The sequence below is a fragment of the Streptomyces sp. NBC_01381 genome (assembly GCF_026340305.1).
GTDB lineage: Bacteria > Actinomycetota > Actinomycetes > Streptomycetales > Streptomycetaceae > Streptomyces.
Window position 1 is genome coordinate 3235871 of record NZ_JAPEPI010000001.1, and the last position, 20722, is coordinate 3256592.

At 65.9% G+C, this 20722-nt stretch carries 18 protein-coding genes; 7 read left to right on the forward strand and 11 right to left on the reverse strand.

Annotation, left to right across the window (positions count from 1 at the left end):
* Positions 1-171: 171 nt before the first annotated feature.
* On the reverse strand, positions 172-675 hold the full coding sequence (locus OG453_RS15095; protein ID WP_266869873.1) for a DUF4291 domain-containing protein: 504 nt from the start codon (positions 673-675) through the stop codon (positions 172-174).
* Between the two features lie 212 nt (positions 676-887).
* Between OG453_RS15095 and OG453_RS15100 the strand changes: the two genes are divergently transcribed.
* Positions 888-2948, forward strand: a complete 2061-nt coding sequence (locus OG453_RS15100) for a restriction endonuclease (protein WP_266868162.1) — start codon at positions 888-890, stop codon at positions 2946-2948.
* A gap of 70 nt (positions 2949-3018) precedes the next feature.
* Here OG453_RS15100 and OG453_RS15105 read toward each other — a convergent pair whose 3' ends face one another.
* The 8 genes from OG453_RS15105 to OG453_RS15140 all read right to left on the reverse strand — a co-directional run bounded on the left by OG453_RS15105 (position 3019) and on the right by OG453_RS15140 (position 12710).
* Positions 3019-3810, reverse strand: coding sequence for a nucleotidyl transferase AbiEii/AbiGii toxin family protein (locus tag OG453_RS15105; protein ID WP_266868163.1), 792 nt, complete (start codon positions 3808-3810; stop codon positions 3019-3021).
* Positions 3794-4453, reverse strand: coding sequence for a type IV toxin-antitoxin system AbiEi family antitoxin (locus tag OG453_RS15110; protein WP_266868164.1), 660 nt, complete (start codon positions 4451-4453; stop codon positions 3794-3796). Before OG453_RS15110 ends, OG453_RS15105 begins: the two co-directional genes overlap by 17 nt.
* A 151-nt stretch (positions 4454-4604) precedes the next feature.
* Positions 4605-5102 (reverse strand): DUF4291 domain-containing protein, encoded by a 498-nt coding sequence (locus OG453_RS15115; RefSeq protein ID WP_266868165.1) that lies wholly within the window; start codon positions 5100-5102, stop codon positions 4605-4607.
* Between the two features lie 98 nt (positions 5103-5200).
* Positions 5201-8008, reverse strand: coding sequence for an FxSxx-COOH system tetratricopeptide repeat protein (gene fxsT / locus OG453_RS15120; protein ID WP_266868166.1), 2808 nt, complete (start codon positions 8006-8008; stop codon positions 5201-5203).
* Positions 8005-8307: a hypothetical protein gene (locus OG453_RS15125; protein WP_266868167.1), complete on the reverse strand. Its 303-nt coding sequence runs from the start codon at positions 8305-8307 to the stop codon at positions 8005-8007. Before OG453_RS15125 ends, fxsT begins: the two co-directional genes overlap by 4 nt.
* A 903-nt stretch (positions 8308-9210) precedes the next feature.
* Positions 9211-9912 (reverse strand): hypothetical protein, encoded by a 702-nt coding sequence (locus tag OG453_RS15130; protein ID WP_266868168.1) that lies wholly within the window; start codon positions 9910-9912, stop codon positions 9211-9213.
* 297 nt (positions 9913-10209) lie between these two features.
* Positions 10210-12288 (reverse strand): caspase family protein, encoded by a 2079-nt coding sequence (locus OG453_RS15135; RefSeq protein WP_266868169.1) that lies wholly within the window; start codon positions 12286-12288, stop codon positions 10210-10212.
* Positions 12289-12302: 14 nt separating this feature from the next.
* Positions 12303-12710: a hypothetical protein gene (locus tag OG453_RS15140; protein WP_266868170.1), complete on the reverse strand. Its 408-nt coding sequence runs from the start codon at positions 12708-12710 to the stop codon at positions 12303-12305.
* A 1058-nt stretch (positions 12711-13768) separates the two neighbouring features.
* Here OG453_RS15140 and OG453_RS15145 point away from each other — a divergent pair.
* Positions 13769-14689 carry a phosphotransferase enzyme family protein gene (locus tag OG453_RS15145; RefSeq protein WP_266868171.1) on the forward strand — a complete coding sequence of 307 codons (921 nt, stop codon included), beginning with the start codon at positions 13769-13771 and terminating at the stop codon, positions 14687-14689.
* Between the two features lie 3 nt (positions 14690-14692).
* Here the strand turns inward: OG453_RS15145 and OG453_RS15150 are convergent, their stop codons facing one another.
* A complete protein-coding gene (locus OG453_RS15150) occupies positions 14693-16063 on the reverse strand; it encodes a sporulation protein (protein ID WP_266869874.1) in 1371 nt (456 codons plus the stop codon).
* 297 nt (positions 16064-16360) lie between these two features.
* Between OG453_RS15150 and OG453_RS15155 the strand changes: the two genes are divergently transcribed.
* The gene (locus OG453_RS15155) at positions 16361-16837 is read left to right on the forward strand and encodes an ATP-binding protein (protein ID WP_266869875.1); all 477 of its coding nucleotides are present in this window, start codon (positions 16361-16363) and stop codon (positions 16835-16837) included.
* 329 nt (positions 16838-17166) lie between these two features.
* The gene (locus tag OG453_RS15160; protein ID WP_266868172.1) at positions 17167-17463 is read left to right on the forward strand and encodes a hypothetical protein; all 297 of its coding nucleotides are present in this window, start codon (positions 17167-17169) and stop codon (positions 17461-17463) included.
* A gap of 406 nt (positions 17464-17869) precedes the next feature.
* On the opposite strand, the gene OG453_RS15165 is transcribed toward OG453_RS15160, so the two are convergent.
* A complete protein-coding gene (locus OG453_RS15165; protein ID WP_266868173.1) occupies positions 17870-18652 on the reverse strand; it encodes a GntR family transcriptional regulator in 783 nt (260 codons plus the stop codon).
* A 163-nt stretch (positions 18653-18815) separates the two neighbouring features.
* Here OG453_RS15165 and OG453_RS15170 point away from each other — a divergent pair, with 163 nt between their 5' ends.
* From OG453_RS15170 to OG453_RS15180, 3 genes are read left to right on the forward strand one after another with little or no spacing between them, the layout of a single operon-like run.
* Positions 18816-19163: a hypothetical protein gene (locus OG453_RS15170; protein WP_266868174.1), complete on the forward strand. Its 348-nt coding sequence runs from the start codon at positions 18816-18818 to the stop codon at positions 19161-19163.
* The gene (locus OG453_RS15175; RefSeq protein WP_266869876.1) at positions 19163-20464 is read left to right on the forward strand and encodes an FtsK/SpoIIIE domain-containing protein; all 1302 of its coding nucleotides are present in this window, start codon (positions 19163-19165) and stop codon (positions 20462-20464) included. Before OG453_RS15170 ends, OG453_RS15175 begins: the two co-directional genes overlap by 1 nt.
* The gene (locus OG453_RS15180; RefSeq protein WP_266868175.1) at positions 20461-20658 is read left to right on the forward strand and encodes a hypothetical protein; all 198 of its coding nucleotides are present in this window, start codon (positions 20461-20463) and stop codon (positions 20656-20658) included. The genes OG453_RS15175 and OG453_RS15180 overlap by 4 nt, the downstream gene beginning before the upstream one ends.
* Positions 20659-20722 lie beyond the last annotated feature (64 nt).

The window sequence follows — 20722 nt, forward strand, 5'->3', positions numbered from 1 at the left end:
TGAGGAGCGTTACGCCGCGGTCGGCGTCGCGACAGGACACCCGCCGAAATTACCCCGTGGGGTGAAGGCCGATCACCTTCCATTCTCAGCACTATGACGGGGGCTCGCCCCCGAACCGGCTATTGCTTCCACTGGAAGAGCACTGCGGTCGCGTTGGGAATCGGGCGCGTGTCACGCATGCAGGTGGGCGAGCAGATCGTCACCCGCCGGGTACGGGCGCTCTACGGGGAGGAGGTCCTCGGCGGTCGCGAGATCGTTCTCGGGTACGAGGGCGTGGACCCGGTGGGCCAGGTCGGTAACGTCCGTGATCGACACCGTCCACTCGTCCGCATAGCGTCGTGCCGCGTCGCCCGCGAGGCCCAGCTGCAGCGAGCGGTGCGGGAGAGGGGCGAGGTGGAGATCGCGCTCCGGGTCCCACTGGACCCGGGTGGGCGCCTGCTTCAAGTCACGCTTCCAGGCGCCGGCGTCGGCATGCACCCCGTGCACGTAGTGCGAGAGGCAGGCGTGACGCAGGGCCCATTCGAAGCCCTCGCGGGTGATCTCGACGGCAAGGACGGTCTGCTGGTCCTCCTTGGTGGCCCAGCCGCAGCGGTACATCATCCAGAGGAAGGACGGCTTGATCCAGGTCAAGCATTGTTCATAGCCCTTTCCGTGGCTGGCACGCCATGAGCAGATTTGACGGACCGAGGGCGACCACTCGGGCGGGCCGTGTGCCGCCCCCTCAGTTGCCTCCAGCGAGTTGACCTGCAGCGTTGGATCTCCACCCAGCCTTTGACGAATGCATATGCGTGGCGGCAGTTGCTGGATAGAGTCGTCTCGTCACAGTTGGTTGTGGGGACAACCGAAGTGTCTTCCGGCTGCCAACGTCCTGGGGAGGGCCTGCAGCAATGAGTCGTCGTTCTACCGGACTTGTCGGCGCGTGGGCTGAGGTGCAACGACAGCAGCAGCGCCAGTCGGCAGCCGAGGCCAGACAGCGGAGACAAGAAGCTCAGCAAGCACGGGCGTACCAGCGCCGAGCTGCCCAAAGCCACCGCGAGTACAGGCAGGCAGACGCGCTGCGCCGCACGGAGGATCTGGACGCAGAGGTAGCGGCACTGCAAAGCCTTCTCGCTTCAGGTTGCGACGCTCCGGCTTTCAGGGTGTCCTCACTCATACGAGCCGAGGATGTTCAGCCCTTCGCTCCAGGTCAGTTGGCGCAGCCGGTGCCCATGCCGGATGCCAGTCAGTACCAAGCCCAGGGTAGCTGGACTGCGAGTCGCCGGGCTCATGCGCAGGCCGATGCGCGGGCGCGTTTCGAGCGGGACCTGCAGGCTGCACAAGCAGCGGAGTCTCACCGCCAACAGCAACTGGCTTCGTATCAGCGTGAGTACCGACAGTGGGTCGACTCCCAGCTGGCCGCGGTACGTGAGCACAACGCCGGCGTGGTCGCGATATCAGAAGGCGTGAGGCGCCGAGATCCCGACTCCGCGGTCGAGTACTTCTCAGCTGCGCTCTACTCCTCAACGGCGTGGCCTGATGGCTTCCCGCGACAGATAGCGGCAGCGTACGACTCCGCCGCCCGACAGCTGGTGCTCGACTGGGAGTTACCTGCCTACGACATCGTCCCTGCGATCAAGTCCGTTCGGTACATGTACGGGACCGACCAGGACAAGGAGACCCCCCGACCGGAAAGTCAGCGTCGGGCCCTGTACAAGGAGGTTCTCGCGCAGTGCATGTTGCTTGTCCTGCACGAGCTCTTCGCCGCGGACGAACAGGGGGCGGTGGAGTCCGTGGCCCTGAACGGGTTCGTCGATGGACATGACCCCACGACGGGTCGACCGGGCCACATCTTCCTTGCGACGGTCATGGCCTCACGCTCCTCGTTCCGTGACCTGCACTTGGCACAGGTGGATGCAGGCAGTTGCCTGGCCGGCGCCCTGAGAGGGCAGCTCTCGACCAGGCCGGACCAGCTCACACCGGTACGGCCGAGCCGTCGGCCACAAGACGTGGGAAATCGCGTTGTCGCCCACGGCAGCGATGAAGAACCGGACCTGTACGACATGGATCCGGTGGAATTCGAGAATCTCGTGGCAGATCTCTTCCGCGCCATGGGGATGCAGGCAGTGACGACCCAGCGCTCTAGCGATGGAGGTGTGGACGTCGACGCGCTGGATCCGACACCGATCCGAGGCGGCAAGATCGTCGTACAGGTGAAGCGCTATCGCAACACGGTGCCGCCCACTGCCGTGCGTGACTTGTACGGGACCGCGCAGGGCGCCGGCGCCAACAAGGGCGTCCTGGTGACGACGTCTGGGTTCGGACCCGGCTCTCATACCTTCGCCAACGGCAAGCCGCTGGAACTCATCTCGGGCACGGAACTCGTCGACCTGCTCCATCGTCACGGACTGCGCGGACGATTAGGAGAGGGCGGTCGCCAAGCCTCACCGCAGCCGACCCCTTCAGACCCGAACACACGGCTCCCCGACGACTACAACGTCCTGGGAATGTCGTGGACCGGAAGCGTTGCCTTGGACGTGTGCGCACTTGTCTGCCGTGGCAATCGCGTCCTCAGCGACGATCACTTCGTCTTCTTCAACAATCCACAGACTCCCGACGGCTCCGTACGCGCCCTTCCCGCGGAGGCGCCTGACAAGGCTGCGATCTGCGTCGCCTTCGACGGGCTGCCGGTGGAGGCTGATCGGTTCGTGCTGGTGGCGGCCATCGATCCGGAGGTCAACCCGGATGCGGATCTCTCCGGTTTCACAGATGCCTGCATCCGGCTGCTCGATCCGGCGATGTCGGAGCTGGGACGGCTTGAGGTCTCTGACGGCCGACCGCTCGAAACCGCCTTGGTACTCGGGTCCTTCCGCCGAAGGGCAAGCGGAGACTGGGAGTTCGTCCTTGGCGGCAAGGGCTACAAGGGCGGCCTGGAGGAACTCGTTCAGGATTACGGCATCGATGTGGAGTAGATCGACCTGGGTGTGGCCGGTCGTACGCGACTGAAATGGGCTCAGGGTGCGGCGTCGGCTACGGCTCTGCTCAGGCGAAGGGGTCGTACGGCTCAGGCCAGGCGAGCGCCTTCGCGAAGGCGTTCCGGACAGTGTCGAGGCACTCCTCCGCGGGAGGGAGATGGCTCGTCTGGTGGGCGAGTTGGGGCTCCCACTCCATGTCCGGCAGCGCGCTGAACATGTGCGGTGCGGGAGCTGTGCCGGTCGCCGTGCGCACGAGTTCCGCCGCGTCGGTGCTGATGGAGCCCGACCGTGCCAGAGCCGCCAGGTCGAAGAGGTCGCGTGGTGCGTGGCGGTCGCAGTACGCGGATACTTTCATGGCGACGAACGCCGCCAACGTCGGAACCCTCAGTGTGGCGGGGCCCGGGACGTCGCGATAGCGCAGTTCGACACTGCGCTGCTCGGTGGGCCAGCGCTTCCATTCCGAGTGGCCGGTGTTCGTGTCGAGGAGCTGGACGCGCAGACGCAGACCGTCGCCGGTCACCAGTTGGGCGGGATCCACCCCACGGACGCCGGAGAGCGCGGGCTCCCACCGCGAACGCGGGAACTCACGTCGAAGCAAGCGGGGGATACGGGAGTCGAGGGCATCGGCAACCGCCGGGCGGTCGTCCGTGTACAGATCGATGTCCTCGGACAGCCGACCGCCGGACGCCGCCGTCGTGAGGTGCGTACGCGAGAGGGCCGTACCTCCGAAGAACACCACCGGCAGATCCAGCGAGGCAAGCGCCCGCAGCACGTGACTGATCAGGTGATCGCGCCGCACCTGCTGCTCGGCGGCGCCGTACTCCGCGCCGATGCGCGCGAGATCACTCCGGTTCAGCATCCGAGTCCCCCTCGATCAGTCGCCGCGCCCGCCGCAGGCCGGCTGTCTTGCGCTGCCCGGCTGCCAGTTCGGTCAGCAGGTCGGTGTCGGCGCGCAGCCAGAGCGCGCGGAGGGCTTCGGTGATGGCTTCGGCGGGCAGGCCGCCAAGTGTAGGGCGGGCCGCGAGGTCCAGCAGGGTCTGTTCAGGTGTGGTCACCCACCCGGGGACCACCTCGGTCTCGATCCGTTCCAGGTCGAGGACAGTCATGTCCCTGCGGACGAAGACGATCTGCCCGAACTCCGTCTCCAGTGAGGGGCGTTGCTTCGGCACGGCAATGAACGTGACGGCGATCTCGCGTGGGACGGCCCCGAACTGGCGTGCAGCCCCGATGCCCATCAGGGCGGCACCGTCCTGGCCGTAGTCGGCCTGGCCGATGCCGAGACCCACTGAGTGGAGGTCTGGACGCCAGGTGTCGTCGCCGAGATGACGGCCGGGTACGAGGAGGTAGTAGCCGGTGGCCAGGTGGCGCGCGGCCCCATTCCGGACCAGGCGCGCCATCTCGGGACGGGGATGGGTGTAGACGTCAGCGGCGTCCTTGGGGCGCAGGACGAGGTTCGTCCTGCGGGCCAGCTCGGGGGGAAGGCCGATCGCTGTCCTCTTCATCAGTACCACCTACGTAGGGTTAAAGCCTACGCCCATCGTAGTGTCTGGTGGATGTACCTGCGAGAGGAGCGGTGTGTGTGGGGGCTGGCACCGGCTGACCTGCCTGCCTGGTGATAGGTCTCGCGGTGCGCCAGGCCGCTGTTCCCCTTCGTCACGCACGCAGGTGAGCGAGCAGATCGTCTCCTGCGGGGTAGGGGCGTTCCACGGGGAGGAGATTCTCGGCGGCCCCTAGGTCGTTCTCGCGTACGAGGGCGTGGACGGCCCGTGCCCGCTCGGTGATGTCAGTGATCGATACCGTCCACTCGTCCGCGTAGCACTGCGCCGCGTCACCCGCGAGGCCTAGCTGGAGGGAGCGGTGCGGGAGTGGGTTCAGGTGCAGGTCGCGTTCCGGATCCCACTGGACCCGGGTCGGAGCACGCCTCAAGTCACGCTTCCACGCGGCCTGGTCGGCGTGCACCCCGTGCGCGAAGTGCGACAGGCACGCGTGACGCAGTGCCCACTCGAAGCCCTCGCGAGTGATCTCCACCGCCAGGACCGTCTCCTGGCCCTCCTTCGTCGCCCAGCCGCAGCGGTACATCATCCAGAGGAAGGACGGCTTGATCCACGTCAAGCCTTGTTCATAGACCTTTACGGGATCTGTGTTGGGCACTTGTCGGCGCCTGGCTGATCACTCGCTCAGCGGGAAGTTGCCCGTGCTGCGCTGGCGGCTAGATCCGATGCAATCGGCTTTGGGCGGGACGCCGTTGGCTACGGCGAGAGTTCGCCTTCGCTGCTTGTGAGCACTTCACGGATGTTGGCGAGGTTGCCCAGGCGCAGGGCGGTGGTGGGGTGGTCGGGTCCGAGGGTGGTTTCGGTGATCTGTAGTGCCCGTTCCTGGAGGGGGAGGGCGTCGGTGTGCCGTCCCAGGTCGCTGTAGGTGGAGGCGAGGTTGCCCAGGCGTAGGGCGGTGTCGGGGTGGTCGGGTCCGAGGGCGGTTTCGGTGATCCGTAGTGCCCGTTCCTGGAGGGGGAGGGCGTCGGTGTGCCGTCCCAGGTCGCTGTAGATGGAGGCGAGGTTGCCCAGGCGTAGGGCGGTGGTGGGGTGGTTGGGTCCGAGGGTGGTTTCGGTGATGTGTAGTGCCTGCTTCTGGAGGGGGAGGGCGTCGGTGTGCCGTCCCAGGTCGCTGTAGGTGGAGGCGAGGTTGTTCAGGCACGTGGCGGTGTCGGGGTGGTTGGGTCCGAGGGCGGTTTCGGTGGTCCGGAGTGCCCGTTCCTTTAGGGGGAGGGCGTCGGTGTGCCGTCCCAGAGCGCTGAGGGTCTCGGCGAGGTTGTTCAGGCACATGGCGGTGGTGGGGTGGTCGGGTCCGAGGGTGGTTTCGGTGATGTGTAGTGCCTGCTTCTGGAGGGGGAGGGCGTCGGTGTGCCGTCCCAGAGCGTTGTAGGTGGAGGCGAGGTTGTTCAGGCACGTGGCGGTGTCGGGGTGGTCGGGTCCGAGGGCGGTTTCGGCGACCTGTAGTGCCCGTTCCTTTAGGGGGAGGGCGTCGGTGTGCCGTCCCAGAGCGCTGTAGGTGGCGGCGAGGTTGTTCAGGCACGTGGCGGTGTCGGGGTGGTCGGGTCCGAGGGCGGTTTCGGTGATGTCTAGTGCCTGCTTCTGGAGGGGGAGGGCGTCGGTGTGCCGTCCCAGAGCGTTGTAGGTGGAGGCGAGGTTGTTCAGGCACGTGGCGGTGTCGGGGTGGTTGGGTCCGAGGGCGGTTTCGGCGACCTGTAGTGCCCGTTCCTTTAGGGGGAGGGCGTCGGTGTGCCGTCCCAGAGCGCTGAGGGTCTCGGCGAGGTTGCCCAGGCACGTGGCGGTGTCGGGGTGGTTGGGTCCGAGGGCGGTTTCGGTGGTCCGGAGTGCCCGTTCCTTTAGGGGGAGGGCGTCGGCGTGCCGTCCCAGAGCGCTGTAGGTGGCGGCGAGGTTGCCCAGGCACGTGGCGGTGGTGGGGTGGTTGGGTCCGAGGGCGGTTTCGGCGACCTGTAGTGCCCGTTCCTTTAGGGGGAGGGCGTCGGTGTGCCGTCCCAGAGCGCTGAGGGTCTCGGCGAGGTTGCCCAGGCACGTGACGGTGTCGGGGTGGTTGGGTCCGAGGGCGGTTTCGGTGAGCTGTAGTGCCCTTTCCTCCAGGGGCAGGGCTTGAGCTGCCTGGCCTCGGGCCCAGAGGTAGAAGGCGGTCCGCCTCAGCAAGGAAGCAAGCTCGGTGGTATCGCGGGTGGATTGCTGATGGGTACTCGTGGCTTGGATGTGGGGCAGCAGGTTTTGCCACGCTGGCCAGGTCGATACATCTCCGGGACTGCCAGGCGGCATGGCTGCGTGGACCAGGGCCAGGGCGGTTCGGCTCGGGTGCGGAGGGGCGGTGGGCTGACTTCGGTGAAGCAGGCGCCTTAAGCCCTTCCGTTGTGGTTGTGGGATTGCTGCTGGGGTGGCGGTGCGCACGACGGTTTGCACGAGGCGGTGGAGGGTGACGGTGGTGTCGGTGAGGGTGATCATGCTGTAGGCGGCCAGGATGCCCAAAGCGTGATCGACAGCCCGGGGTGTGTGTAGGGAGGTGGTCAGGATGTGACGGGGCAGGGGGTCAGGGGCGTAACAGGCCAGGATGCGCAGCAGTTGTACGGCGTGTGGGTTGGTGGTGTGCAGGGTGCTGAGGGTGACGCTCCACAGTTGGGCAATGGTGCGCTGTTGTGGGTCGCCGGGAGGGGTGGCGGCCAGTACTCCGGCGGGATCGGCGCGTAACTCGCTGAGGTAGGTTTCGGTGCTGCTGCGGGTTTGGGCGAGGTAGGCGCCTGCTTGCTGAAGGGCCAGGGGTAGGTAGCCAAGTTCGTCGGCCAAGCTGTCCAGCGCGGCGATGTCGGTGTGGCGGCCGGTGATTTCCTGGAGGACGGCCAGGGAGGCCGCGGGTGTAAGGGTGTCCAGGCGCAGAGAGGCGCCGAGGTCTTGCCAGGCTAGGTCGCGGCGGGTCGTGACCAGAACCTGGCCTGTGCTGAGGCGGCCAAGATAAGGACGTAGATCGGCGGGTTCTTCGGCATTGTCCAGGACCAGCAGCCAACCGGTGTGCCCCTGGAGCCAGGCCAGAGCCCATTTGGCGGCCTCGTCCAGCGGCAGCGCTGCGTGCACCGGATTCAGGGCAGTGGCCAGGGCCGCCAGGTCGGTCGTGATTGCGGCGGCTGATGACGCATCTATCCACCACACTGGCCCACGCTCGGCGTTGAGATGCGAACGAGCGTGGTGCAGAACGAGGGTGCTCTTGCCTATCCCGCCCATGCCTCGCACACTCTGCGCGACGATGCCGGTTCCGGTCGATGGCAGGGCATCTAAGAAGTCGAGGGCGTCGTCGCGGCCTTTGAACACCTGACTGTCTGGCGTGGGCAGATTGTTCAGCCGCGCTACTGCCTCGTCTGACACGGCGGCCCGCAACGCGTCGGCAGGCAGGACCAGGTTCCGTTGATCGATCCGGGCCCGGTCCCCTGTGGCGATGACTCCGGGGTTCTGGCCTGCTGCCGCGGAGCGGCGGCCCGAAGCAGGGGGTGTCTGCGAGTCGGTCATCGCTGAACGTTGCCGTTGTCCCCGGTGATGATGATCCCGGAATTGTCCTGGGTGGCGACCGCCCGCTCACCCGACGCGGTTGGACCGCTCGCCGCCGGTCCAGCGGGTGGGGCGGGGGATCCGATGAGCGAGGACGCCCAAGCCCCGAGAATGCCCGCGACCACGGCGCCGGCACCCGCACCCGTGCTGATGCGCGTCGCCTGGTCCCACGGCAGCAGCAGATCCCCCAGCCACACGCAGAGTGCCAACACAATCAGCGCCACAACAATGGTCAGCAGCCAACGTCCTGATCGGCTCATCTGGTGCCCCCTCACAGATGATTGGACACCCATCCTCCCACCGCGAGACGCCCAGCCCACCGGTTCCGCGTAGGTCGAGAGCACCCAAGTTTGGGATCAGCATCGGCTGAGCCGAGGGCTGTTGAGACTGCCGCGCTTACAAGCGGACGCGTTCGCACATGTCAAGCAGTGTTCCCAGTCCATTCCAAGCCTTGGAGTCCGCTGCGCCTGCTGCCCCCCTGACAGCCGTGGGCGCGCGAGGCAGGTTGAGGCGTAGCCAAGCGAACTTGTAGCACGGAAGGCCGCGGACGATTCCTTAGGGCCAGGGCACCGCACCGACGTTGCTAACCCACCCGCGGGTGCGTGTGAGATCGCGAAAATTGCCGCGATAGCCCAGTGAGTGCAGGATCAACAGGACGAGGTAATTACGGGTCAGGAGCCACGCATCTCGCGGCAGCCCGTCCAAGCGGTACACAGGCTCCTGTGATCCTTGCGGATGAAGAAGCCGGTTACGGACCCATGTCACGACGTCGGCGCCATCAAGATATTTGTTCTCCCTCTGTTTCACGTCGGCAGTGAACTGGGTTGCTGCGGGGAGTAGCTGGGGATCGATCGCGGTGGGGATTTGCGCGCTCCTGAGTACCGTGCGCAGCAGGTCGTGTGCGGGCCGCCTTTTGTACTCACGTTTAGTCACGTGACCACTTAGGACCAGGGCCTGCCACATGAAGTGTTCAAGGCCGGCCGATCCCATGATGATTCGGGCATTGAGTACTGATAGCGGCGATCGCATACATCATCTCAATGCGAAGCGGTGCAAGTGGGGCGCCTCGCATTGCGCCCCGGCACGGAAGAGTAGTGATGGTTGGTGGTTCGACCAAGACCACGTCGCTCTTAGTGACCTTTTGGACCACGTAATCAAGGCATTTACGGACCCGGACAAACCTGTTCCCAGACCACTTGGTGGTCGCTGTTTTGCCCGACGGGGAACATGGGAGCTGCCCAACGACCGAGGGCAAACGACACCCCGACATGCATCGCGGTCAGAACAGGATCTGCCTCTGCGGCAGTGAAGTTGGCGCCATCGATGCGCCGCAACTCCATCACGTGAGTCATCACGTAGACATCGGATTTGTGTAGGTCTTTCCAGACTCGCTGGTGATCATGACGCACGTCGAGGGTGACCTTCCAGCCATTCGACTCATGTACCCAGCGGCCGGACCACTTTAGCTCTCCCCCACTTGCGACCTTCGACACGAGGCGGTGCGGGCCGTGCCAGTTGGGCAAGTTGAACCAGTGCACGACGATCCTCGCAAGGTCGGCCTTAGGACTACCGAATTCGGCACCGTTCGACCACCCACCGTTGATGTCTCGTGCCACACCCTCCATTGACATGTCGCCCTGTGGGCGTCGTAGTACCAAGTGCACTTCATCTCGGTTACCAATGCCTGGCTGTGCGCCAGGGCCGACCTCCCAATCAAGACTGAATCCGGCAGAGCATGAAAGCTCCACGATGCCCGGTACCTCAGCTGCTCCCAGCCCACCGATGAGGCCATCGTGAAGCAGGACAGGCTGGCCTGGCTCGTTGAAGGGGTAGACAGGTGAGATCGGTGAATCTTCCTGGTTCATGTATGGAGTGGCCACAACACCAAGGTAGTGGCTTCACCGTTCGTTCAACTCTGGCGATGGGCCCCACGCATGTGGACACTGAAGGTCGTTGCTGACCCCGCGATAGTCCATCACGCATGCTGTGGCCTGCATCGCCCGAGAACCGGCACGTCGAAGGTTCGATACATCATGCCTGTCGCCCTCCGTCGATAGAGCGGACTGTCTGGGTAGGGCCCGGCGTCAACAAGCGCCCTGTTGGCCCATGTCAGGCCTCCTTCGTAGGCCTTTCTGTAGTTGGGTGGCATCAATCTGTGTGCGTCAGGCTTGGTAGTTGATAGCGAGCCAGTGGAGCCAGGTCGGCAGCGAGTGAAGGATGGTGTCTTTGAGTTCGACATTCACCGAGCAGTTAGCGCTGCCTGCGTTGGGCCCGCGGACCGTCGCCTCGAACGCTATGCCGGCTGGCTTGCCGACGCCGAAGTACTCGATGGTCTTAGATCGGTCCTTGTCGTTCAAGGCCCCCTTGGCGCGGTGCGGGGAGACGTCGCCCTGAGCGGACCGTGCAGCGAAGGAGAACTCCACCCAGGTGCGGTCCTTGTCACAGGTCTCAGAGATTCCGGTCAGCTTGACGACAGCGTGGAGGTAGCGGGGGTCGCGCTCCTTGGTCAGGAATGTGCTGGAGACAGGCGCGGTCCCCGACACCTCGTAGCGCATCGAACGGGCACCGGGCGACTCGCACCAGAAGCAGGAGTCCTTGAGGTGTTTGACCGAGGTCCCAGTGACAGGGTTGACGGCGAGGTTGTGCCGGTGGTCCGTGATAGGCAACCAGATGATGAACGCTGGCACTGCTAGGACGGCGAGGACTGCCACGGCCGGTGCGATCCAGAATAGGAAGTCGAGGACCCGGTCGAGGGCCCGGTCGAGGAGACGGAGCATCCCGGAACGGCGGGCCGCTGGGGTATGGATGGAAGGGCTGCCAGCCACGGGGACGCGCACCTGCGCTGCTGTTGGTGGCTCGTAGCCGGATGAGGGTTTGTCCTTGACGGGCGGCAAGTCGGTATCCTGCTGAGCACGCCTGTCCAATTCCCGCACGGTGTCAGGTTTCGTGAACTTGGGTGCTGCGGGCGGAGGTTTGGTATCTGGTTGGACCGCATCGCCCAGCCGCCCGGACGCCTTGGTCTCTGTCCCGGCCGTTTCCGCAGGCGGAGACTCTGCACGCCACAGCGCCACACGCTTCCGCCTGGCCGTCTTGCGCCGCAGATTCACAGGCTGGGGTTCACCGGTCGTGGACTCCTGGTATACGGGTCCAGATCTCAGACCGGGCCCCTCGGCGGGCGTACGACCGGCGAGCGGAGGTGTGGCAGAGGAAGAAGTTTCTCTAGCTTGACGCTGCTCGTTCTGTTGGTCCACCGGTATCGCCGATACTCCGGGCGTGCCAGCCTCACCGTAGCGGGAAGGCAGTGGCAGCCCTTCTTTCCTTAACCGCTCTACGGCACGTGTGATTACCGAGTTGCTGTCGTCCTCTGCAAGCTCACGCCATGTGTCGATAACGCACCCCTGAACCTTCTCGGTCCCGACCTTGTACAGATGGTCGAGCCCTTCGAAGGCCCCGATCCTCACCTCGACATATGGGCTCGTCAGCGCTGCTACCAGAGGGCCCGGGAGCTTCCAACTGCCGTTGCGGGCGATGAGGATCCGTCCGTCCACGTTGTCCTGCTTTTTCGGCAGCTGGTGACGCCCCTCCGATGCAACTCTGTCACGCACGTACGTATACAACTCGTCGTGTGTGATGCTCCCATCGCCGTCGAGATCGGCCCCACCATTCCGCAATCCCTCCACCAGGTGGTGGGTGAACACGGACTGCGGGGCATCGCCGTACACTTGCCCGCGTTCGAACGAGTACTGGGTAGCGTCAGACGCCGTGAGCACGACGCGCCCCTCACCTCGAAACCGGTCGAGTACGTTGACTTCGGTGCCAGCCTTCTCCAAGCGCTCGGTACGGTACGCCCCGCTGTAGCAGCAATCGAGGATGAGTACCTTCTTACGGGAGACGCACGCGGTCATGGCCCGGTCGATCCGCTCTGTGGCTAGGGCGGTGAACTGAAGGTCGTCCTGACGGGTGTCGTACATCGCCAGGTGCAGTCGGCCATCGTCATCCTTGAGCCCGTGCCCGGTGAAGTACAACAGGGTGAGATCGTCGGGCCGACGGTCGCGGTAGAGGACACCGATGGCCTGCCCGACGACATAGTGCGGCTCATTGATCAGGATTTCGACGTCGAATCCGCCGATCGCCGGATCCTCAAGGACCTCCTTGAGTGACTGCGCGTCGTGAGGCGGCGCGGTCAATCGCCGCAGAGTCGCGTCCTGCGGATAGTCGTATGTGGCGATGAGAAGTGCCACCTTGCGGCCCATCGCTAACTGCCGTTGTCGGTTTGCCGGATTAAGAGGGCGACTAGGGCCGAGCGCTCCTCGTCGGTCGCGTCCGCCAGCTCGACCGAGTTATTGTTGATGGTTATTTTGAGGCCGTGTGGCTGATTCTGTCGTTGCAGCCAGTCACGTGCAGTCTCTATGACCGCTACGAGTGCCCCAGATGTACTCAGAGACACGATAATCGCTCCGAGCGTGAAGGGGTCCCCAGGCTTCGCCCCGTCAGGCGCCGCGACTACAGAGGGGGCGCGACGCACAGCGTCAACGTCCAACTGCATCAATTCAGAACGCAGTTGGCGCGTAATTCGCTCACAGTGCTCGTCGTCGAGATCCGAGTGGGGCGTGATGACGAGCAGTGCATCGAGCCCGCCGCTCAAAGATAGGTTGTTTTGCATGTGTACCCCCCGGCGCACACTCGGTATATGACCTCCCCCATAGTGTGGCGTCCTGAAGGGAACAGCGGCAGCCGTTTGGCAAGAAATCTTCACTCCGCTGCGGCATCGTGCACCTGATTGCCGTACAGGTGTCACAACAGCACACCCTCGCCGCACGAACTCACGGAAGTGTATGCCCTGTTCGGCAGCGCTTGGTAGCTCAACCCAGCGGACTGGTCCTCGTGGCTCCTGGCGTTCGACGACATGAGGAATCGGTCAGCAGCGGTCGACGTGCGGATCGCGCCCCGATATGCCCCGTACTTTCTGCCCCAGCGGGAATCGTGTGTACCTGCCCATGGCGGACTGAGTAGTCAGCACTGGATGGATGGACTCGCGGGTCATGGGGAGTTGCGAGCGGCGTGTAGATGGGCAATGTACAACAGCTAGCACAATGAGGGGGATGTGCCCTGGACGCTGATAGTCGACGAGCCTTGTGCTTAAGTCGAAAGACAACCCCATGAACAATCGTGGTCTCTCAACGTAAATTTCAGCTCTGGCATGACTGAAGGCTGAACCGTTCGCCATTGCGTGATCAAGGTGAGGGCGAATCTCTCCTAACGGATCTAGGTAAGCAGGGGGTTCTGGGTTCCTGGCGGTGACAATGAGACTGGCCTCAACTTCGCGAGCAGTCTGGCGGATCTTGTTCTTTCTGTGCGGGGGTTCTGCTGATCCCGCGAGGCTGGCGCCTGCGGGAATTCGGGCACGTGCTCTTGTGGACGCTACGTTGGCCGGGCTTGGTGCGGTACGCGTCGCCCAGGGTGTGGCGGATGCGCGCGAGGCTTCGGCCGTGCGGCTTGCGTCGCGTACATCGCGGGTGAGGCAACGGCGGCGAGGCTATATCGGGTGTGCTGGCCTTGGGGCTGTTTCCGCGCAGGATGACGCCCCCGGCTCGACTTCCTGGAGGACTCGTCCTCTGCCCCTCGACCTCGGTACCGTCAAGCGGTGTCCGGCGCGCGCGGCTTGGTCAGCCAGAGGCGTGTGCCGGTTGATCGCGCGCGACTAGGGGAGCTGGTACGGGCATGGCGGTTGACGCTGCTCGGGGATCGGGCGAGGGGTTCACGTCGGAACGTGCGGTGCGGGTGATGGCTGCCGCATGCCAGGCTGTGGGACTCGACGACAGAGGGGCGGAGTTGATCCGCCTCGGAGAGAACGCGCTCTTCCGGCTGACCTCCGTGCCGGTGATCGTGCGCATCGCGCGGTCTGTTGAGTACCTGCCGATGTCGCGCAATGAGGTGGCGGTATCGCGCTGGCTGGCAGACGAGGGTTTCCCGGCCGCACGGGTCGTCGATGACCTGGAGCAGCCGTTGCTGATAGACGGGCACCCGGTGACCTTCTGGCATCTGATCGTTGAGGGCGATCGGAAGGCGACCTATGGGGAGCTGGGTGCGATCCTGCGGGATCTGCACTCGATGACGTTGCCGGACGGCTTGGAGCTGCCTCCGTACAGCGTCTTCGGCAAGACGGAACTGCGGCTCGAGCGGCCGGTTGGTGTGCCGCAGGACGACATCGAGTTCCTGCGGAAGCGGGATCGTGAACTGCGGGACAAGTACGAGGAGCTGCGGTTCGAGTCGACCAAGGGTCCGGTGCATGGTGACGCTCACGTGCAGAACCTCATGGTGGACGATCAAGGGCAAGTGATCCTGATCGACTTCGAGAGCTTCGCCTTCGATCATCCCGAGTGGGATCTCATGGTGACGTCCGTGGAGCATCACAGCCTCGGGTGGCAGACCGAAGCGCAGTACGCCGACTTCGTGGCCGCGTACGGGCGTGATCTCTACGACTGGCACGGGTACGACATGGTCCGCGGGATTCAGGAATTCCACATGACGACGTGGCTCATGCAGAACGTCGCTGAGGACGAGAAGACGGCTGCCGAGTACCGGCGCCGTATCGCCGGACTGCGGAACGATGAGGGGCCTCGGGACTGGCGGCCGTGGTAGCGGCTACTCGTCGTCCAGGCGGGCAACCGCGTCCCGCACCTTCTCGTTGAACACGGCGACAGTGGGGTTCGTGGAGTGCTCGCTCACCTCACGCTGGAAGTCGGTTACGTAGCGCTGGAAGCGGGCGGACTGGAGGGTGTCGCCACCGTCGACGGCCAGGCTGGCGGTGGTGACGGCGGCTTCCAACTCGCCGTTCAGTAGCTGGCTCTGGGCGAGCACCATGCGGCAGAAGCCGAGGGTGCGGGCGTACTGCGGATCGGTGTTGTCCACGGCTCGCTGCGCGTGTGTGACGGCTTCGCGGCGCTGCTTGAGGTCTCGGAAGCAATGGCAGAACTCGCCCATGAGCTCGGCGTCGTCGAAGTAGCCGAGCCATTCGGGGTGTTCGGCTGTGTCGGCACGCTCGAAGGATCGCTCGGCCTCGTTCATGGCTCGTCCCGCGCCGATGGGGTCACCGGCGTTGGACAGGGCGCGGGCCTCCATCGCGGAGAACAGAGCCATGGCGCGCGGTGTGGCCTTGCCGTGGGCGCCCTCGACGCCGGCGCGGGCGAGCTGGATGGCCTGGGCGTGGTTGCCGAGGTAGTTTGCCTGGTGGCTGAGGTTGGACAGGATGCGGGCGCCGAACATCCGGTCGTCGACCACCTTCGTCAGGCGGAGCGTGGAGACCAGGTAGCGGTGTGAGAGCTGGTGGTTGCCGGTGTCGTAGGCCGTCCATGCGAGTAGCTGCGAGATCTCGGCCGCTGCTCCGAAGAGGGAGTTGCCGACCCTCTCGCTGTAGCTGGCGTTGAGCAGTGGCAAGACCTCGTGGCGGAAGTAGTGGCGCAGCGCCTTGTGGCCGTGGCCTCCGCCGTAGAGGAAGTCCAGTCGCATGAACATGTCGGCGGCGGTTCGGACAGCTCGTACGTCGCGCATGCCGACTCGCTGGGATGCGGGCTTGTCGGCTTGGATGCCGTCGGGTCGCGCGACCATCCAAGACAGGACGGCTGCGCTCAAGTCTCCGTCGGCCACGATCAACCCATCACTGGTCGCCGATTCCGGGCGCTCCTGGGCGAGGCTGTCGAGCTGGGTCAGTGCGTCGGGTAACGCATGTTGGTAGCCGACGTCCATCGGCCTGGTCTGTTCGGGCTGATCGGCGAATCCGAGGTCGGCCGCGGTGACCCTTCGGCCAAGTTTGGCACTGAGAGCATCTGCCATGATCGTGGCGGTTCGCGTCTGGATGCCTGAGCCAGCTCGCCAGCGCTGTACCGAAACGTGCGTTGTCCCGAGATCAGTTCCGTGCTGCTGCGCAAGGTCACGCATGCGCTTGGCGAGGCCCTTGTTCGAGACCTTGGCTTCGTCCATAGCGGAGATCAATTGCGCGTTCGGCTCTCGGCTCATGCTCCCCTGCCAACCCGAGATTGACGGCTTGTGTTCATCGTGGCACAGGCCACTGACACCAGGGGGGTTCATGGGTGAACCCACTTCCCCTTTGCCGGTGTTCACGTGAACCCCCTGGCGAACGCTCCCGGTTGAGTGGCCCGCGCCGTTCACTATTCGGCACATGGCGGCGGGTTAAGGGGCTCGCCGGGAATCGGGAGGAACGCGGTGGACGCTCGGCGGAGCAAGCGCACAGCGAGCACTCCGGAGGTCGCTCGGGCAGTGGCCCGTCAGCACGAGGCGGCTCCTGCTTTGACCATGGGGCACTTCAGGGCGCTGACGCTCTTCGCCGAGTCGGCGGATACCGTGCGTGCCGCGCGCGACATGACGGCGGCAACGCTCCAGGGATGGGGGCTTGGCCGCATGTCTGAGGATGTTCGGCTCGTCGTCTCAGAGTTGGTCGGCAACGTGGTGCACCACGCGGTGCCGGACGACTGCCTGTCTGAGCCCGGTGCCTCGCGTCGGATCGACGTGTTGCTGAAGATGTGGCCGGACTGGCTGTTCATCGGCGTTGTCGATGAAGACTCAACGCCCCCTGATCTTCCGGTGGGTGAGTTCATCTCCCCGGAATTGGCGGGTGACTTCGGTGAAGCCTTGCTGCCGGATCGGGGGCGCGGACTGCTGATCGTCCAGCGTCTCGCGGATGCCGTGTGGTGGTCGCCGGGGGAGGACGGCGGCAAGACCGTGTGGTGCCGCTTCGACCTCGACGGCGGTGTCATCGCCAGCCCGCCGTAGAGATCGCCGGGTCGTCGTTCCCCTGCAAGCTCCCACGCGATCGGGAGTGTGGGCGGCGGCCCGGTCATCGGCTGGAGTCTGACCACTCCGGCCAAGGGGCGTGGCCTCTCGGACCACTCCGGGGGCTCCCCTCCCGAAAGAGGGGCCGCGCCTCACAACTGAAGACCGAAGACCGGGCCACCCCGTCAGCCGTGGAAAGCGAAGGGTGGCCCGGCAGGGGACGCAGCGGTCCCCGGTGCCTGATGGTACCGGGGCCGCTGCGCTGCGTTTCTGCCTCGGACTAAGGAAGTTGACGATCCGTTACCTAGATCAGGGAAGAGGCGGACAGAATGACTGGCGCGGGTGAGGACTGGCTGAGCGATGGTCTCGGCGTTGCGGGCGCGGACTTCGGTCTGTGGGTGTCCGGCGTCGACTACGTGGCGGGCTGGCGTGATGCGCGGGAGGCTGCGGACCGGCTGAACCGAGCGCTCCTCGGGGCGGGGTTCGAGCTGTCGCAGGTGCGGGCGGTCGCCTCGACGGATGAGGGCGGGCGCGGGGTCGTGCGGGTGGCGGGCTGGCCGGACGCCGTGGACCGGCTCGCTGGGCTCCTGGATGCGGCCGTAGATAGCGGCGGCGGTGCGGCATGAGGCGTCTTTCCCCTGGTGAGCTCCGCGCGTGGGCACGTCGCCGGCCGCAGAGACTTTGGGCGGTAGCTGCCATGGGGCGAGGGAACAGGGGGCCTTACGCTCGCCTGGCGAATCGGGCAGGTACTGGACCTGCCCGCTGGTGTGCCCGATGGGCTCTCTGTTCTTCGAGGCTCGCCCCATGGGAGCGCCTAAAGTCTCGGAGGCCGTCGACCACCAGCCACACGGGCCCCGGCCCGAACCGTGTGGCCGATGCCTCGACTCCTTGGGCGCGATACGGGCCAGGGCGCCGGGCGACCGGCCGGGACCGGCGGCCACGCCGCACGCCCGGCCGGGGCGGCCGAGCTGCCCGGCGCGCCGCAGGCGCGCCCTTGAGGAAGTGAAGAAGGCTTCGACCGATCTACGGCTCTCAGGCGCGGGTGCGCCGCACGGGCTCTTTGTCGGCGGTGATCCGGTAGGCGAGTTCGGCACGGTCCGCACCGGTGCGGAGCTCTTCGAGGAGCAATGGGCGGTCATCGGCGCCGTGCGTGACGCGGGCGACGTGCAGGATCGGGGTCGCGTCCGGCAGTCGCAGAGTGGACCGCTCGTCCGGGAGCGGCATGCGCGCGCGGACCGTTTCGGACCACCACAGCTTGTGCCCGGCCTGCGTCATGATCTCGTACGCGGCTGCTGGGGGCGGGCCCGGCGGCGTCTCGCCGAGTGCCGGGATGTCGGCGGCCACGGAGAGCGGGGTCACGGTGCGATGCATGGCGCGGGTGCCGCTGGCCGGGTCGATGAGCAGCCGGTCGCAGACGAAGAGATCTTCGTCTGCGCCGATGCCGAGCAACTGGCTGTTGGCCCTCGTGGAAAGGGCGCGGTACGGCGTCGGCTCCTCGGCCTCGTCCCAGACGGCGCCGTTGGGCATGACGAACTTCCCGTCGCGGGCGTGGGTGATGCGGCGCTCGATGGTGACCACTGGCTGGCCGTCGGTGCGTACGAAGCTGCCCTTGCCGTGCCGGACCTCGATCAACCCCTCTGCCCGTAGGGCTGCGACGGCGTTGCGGACGGTCGGGCGGGAGACCTGGTAGCGCTGGATGAGCTGGGCCTCGGAGGGGAGCGGGGCGCCGGGCTCGAACTCGCCCGAGAGGATCGCTTCGCGGATCGCGGCGGCAACCTGCTGGTAGAGCGCTCCGGGGCGTTGGATCTCTGTCATCTCAGCACCTTCGCGTTGAGGTTGTAGGCACGTCGCACGCGCGACATCACTCGTCAGCATAAGTACTTGACCCCTCGCCGTACAGGGTCGCATAGTCATCACTCGTCAGGACAAGTGACGTCAGGATGAGCCTGGCGTCTCAACGGCCAAGGAGGCCAACGCAATGCAGTCCATTCCTGTGGACACGGCGCGACTGGGCGTACTGCGGTGCGCCATCGCGCCCGAAGCGAAGATCAGCAACCCCGAGACCAAGGAGGTCAAGAAGGACCGCGACGGCAACACGATCTACACCGTGGCCGTCACGGTGCGGCAGGACCGGCGGCGTATCTCCGTGATCGAAATCGCCGTCACGGGCGAGCCCAAGGGCATCGAGGAAGGGCAGACCGTCAAGGTCACCGGCTTAATGGCGTTCGCCTGGGCGATGGGCGACCGGCACGGAATCAGCTTCCGGGCCGACGCGATCACCCCGGTGCACGGAACCCCTGCTCCTGCCAAGGCCGGTGGGGCGTGATGGGCGCGATCCTGCTCGCCCTCGGGCTCGCCGCGCTCGCCTGGGTGTTCGTCGTCGCCGATCTGCTGCGGCGGCACCGTCCGGCCTGGCACTGGTACGTCACCGGCTACCCGGTCACCGCGTGCCGGGTGCTGTTCACCTGGCGCAAGGTCGCGATGCTCAACGACCTTGCCGTGTCCCGGCGTCCGCCGCGCGGACTCCTCGGGGATGTGGTGGTCAAGGGTGATCCACTGCGGCCGGTGGCGCCGCGCGCCTCGTTCCCGCGTGCTACCCGTCTGGGCCTGACCGTGGTCGTGCGTCTGCACGCGGGCCAGACCCCGGCGACGTACATGAAGGCGGCTGACGCGCTTACCCACGCGTGGAAGGTCCACGCCGTACGTGTCACCTCGCCGGAACGCGGCGTCGTGCTGCTGACGGCGACCGCCAGTGATCCGCTGGCCCGGCCCGGCTTAGCGACGGCTCCCGTCGCGCTGCTGTCTGCGCTCATCGGCGCACTGGAGAGCGGCGGGGCCTGGGTGATGGACCTGCGGACGGTTCCGCACTGGCTCATTGCCGGGGCCACCCGTTCGGGCAAGTCCACGTTGCTGGCCCGGCTGATCACTCAGCTCGCGCCGCAACCCGTCGCCTTGGTCGGCATCGACTGCAAGGGCGGCATGGAACTGGGGTTGTTCTCGGGGAGGTTGAGCGCCCTCACCACGTGCAGGCGTGAGGCGGTCGCCGTGCTGGCGGCGCTCGTCGTCGACATGCAGGACCGTATGCGGGACTGCCGCGCGGCGGGGGTCCGCTCAATCTGGGAGCTGCCCGACAAGCTGCGGCCCGTCCCCGTGGTCGTGATCGTCGACGAGCTGGCGGAGCTGTACCTCTCCGACGGTCGGCGCGAGAGCAAGGCGGAAGCGGAACAGTGCTCGACCCTGCTCCTGCGCCTGGCCCAGCTCGGTGCCGCACTCGGCATGCACCTGGTGGTCGCCGGTCAGCGTGTCGGCTCCGATCTCGGCCCCGGAGTCACCGCGCTGCGGGCCCAACTCGGCGGCCGCATCTGCCACCGCGTCAACGACCCCGGCACGGCTGAAATGACGCTCGGCGATCTCAACAAGGACGCCGTGGCCGTCGCCCAGTCGATCACCCAGGAAGAGAAGGGCGTCGCGGTCTGCACCGGACCGGACGGCGGTTGGGGTCGTGCTCGCTCCCACCTCACGCCGACCGAAGGGGCGGTCACGACGGCCATGAAGTACGCGGCCATGACGCCCGAACTGCCCGCCATAGACCGCGCACTTGCGGCGCTGGGAGGAGACGACAAGTGATCGGCGAAGGCACAGCGTTCACGTTCTCGGTGATCTTCGGGATCATCGCCGTTCTCCTCGTCCGCTCCCGCGACGTACGCGCCTGGGAAGCGGTCTGCATCGGCCTCTGCGGGGTCTACCTCGGCCAGACACCGGTGATCTTCACCATCCATGGCCTCGTGACCTGGCTCATCAACGGCTTCTCCCACCCCTGAACAGGAAGGACAGGACATGCCCATGAGCCGCGTGAGGTGCCCGCACTGCAAAGGCGAAGGAGCC

Excerpts from the sequence above, each read along its gene's own strand:
- fxsT (WP_266868166.1), bottom strand. The coding sequence starts at position 8,008 with ATGACCGACTCGCAGACACCCCCTGCTTCGGGCCGCCGCTCCGCGGCA.
- OG453_RS15110 (WP_266868164.1), bottom strand. The coding sequence starts at position 4,453 with ATGAAGAGGACAGCGATCGGCCTTCCCCCCGAGCTGGCCCGCAGGACG.
- OG453_RS15125 (WP_266868167.1), bottom strand. The coding sequence starts at position 8,307 with ATGAGCCGATCAGGACGTTGGCTGCTGACCATTGTTGTGGCGCTGATT.
- OG453_RS15150 (WP_266869874.1), bottom strand. The coding sequence starts at position 16,063 with ATGAGCCGAGAGCCGAACGCGCAATTGATCTCCGCTATGGACGAAGCC.
- OG453_RS15130 (WP_266868168.1), bottom strand. The coding sequence starts at position 9,912 with ATGAACCAGGAAGATTCACCGATCTCACCTGTCTACCCCTTCAACGAG.
- OG453_RS15165 (WP_266868173.1), bottom strand. The coding sequence starts at position 18,652 with ATGACAGAGATCCAACGCCCCGGAGCGCTCTACCAGCAGGTTGCCGCC.
- OG453_RS15100 (WP_266868162.1), top strand. The coding sequence starts at position 888 with ATGAGTCGTCGTTCTACCGGACTTGTCGGCGCGTGGGCTGAGGTGCAA.
- OG453_RS15145 (WP_266868171.1), top strand. The coding sequence starts at position 13,769 with ATGGCGGTTGACGCTGCTCGGGGATCGGGCGAGGGGTTCACGTCGGAA.
- OG453_RS15170 (WP_266868174.1), top strand. The coding sequence starts at position 18,816 with ATGCAGTCCATTCCTGTGGACACGGCGCGACTGGGCGTACTGCGGTGC.
- OG453_RS15155 (WP_266869875.1), top strand. The coding sequence starts at position 16,361 with ATGGGGCACTTCAGGGCGCTGACGCTCTTCGCCGAGTCGGCGGATACC.
- OG453_RS15160 (WP_266868172.1), top strand. The coding sequence starts at position 17,167 with ATGACTGGCGCGGGTGAGGACTGGCTGAGCGATGGTCTCGGCGTTGCG.
- OG453_RS15140 (WP_266868170.1), bottom strand. The coding sequence starts at position 12,710 with ATGCAAAACAACCTATCTTTGAGCGGCGGGCTCGATGCACTGCTCGTC.
- OG453_RS15105 (WP_266868163.1), bottom strand. The coding sequence starts at position 3,810 with ATGCTGAACCGGAGTGATCTCGCGCGCATCGGCGCGGAGTACGGCGCC.
- OG453_RS15175 (WP_266869876.1), top strand. The coding sequence starts at position 19,163 with ATGGGCGCGATCCTGCTCGCCCTCGGGCTCGCCGCGCTCGCCTGGGTG.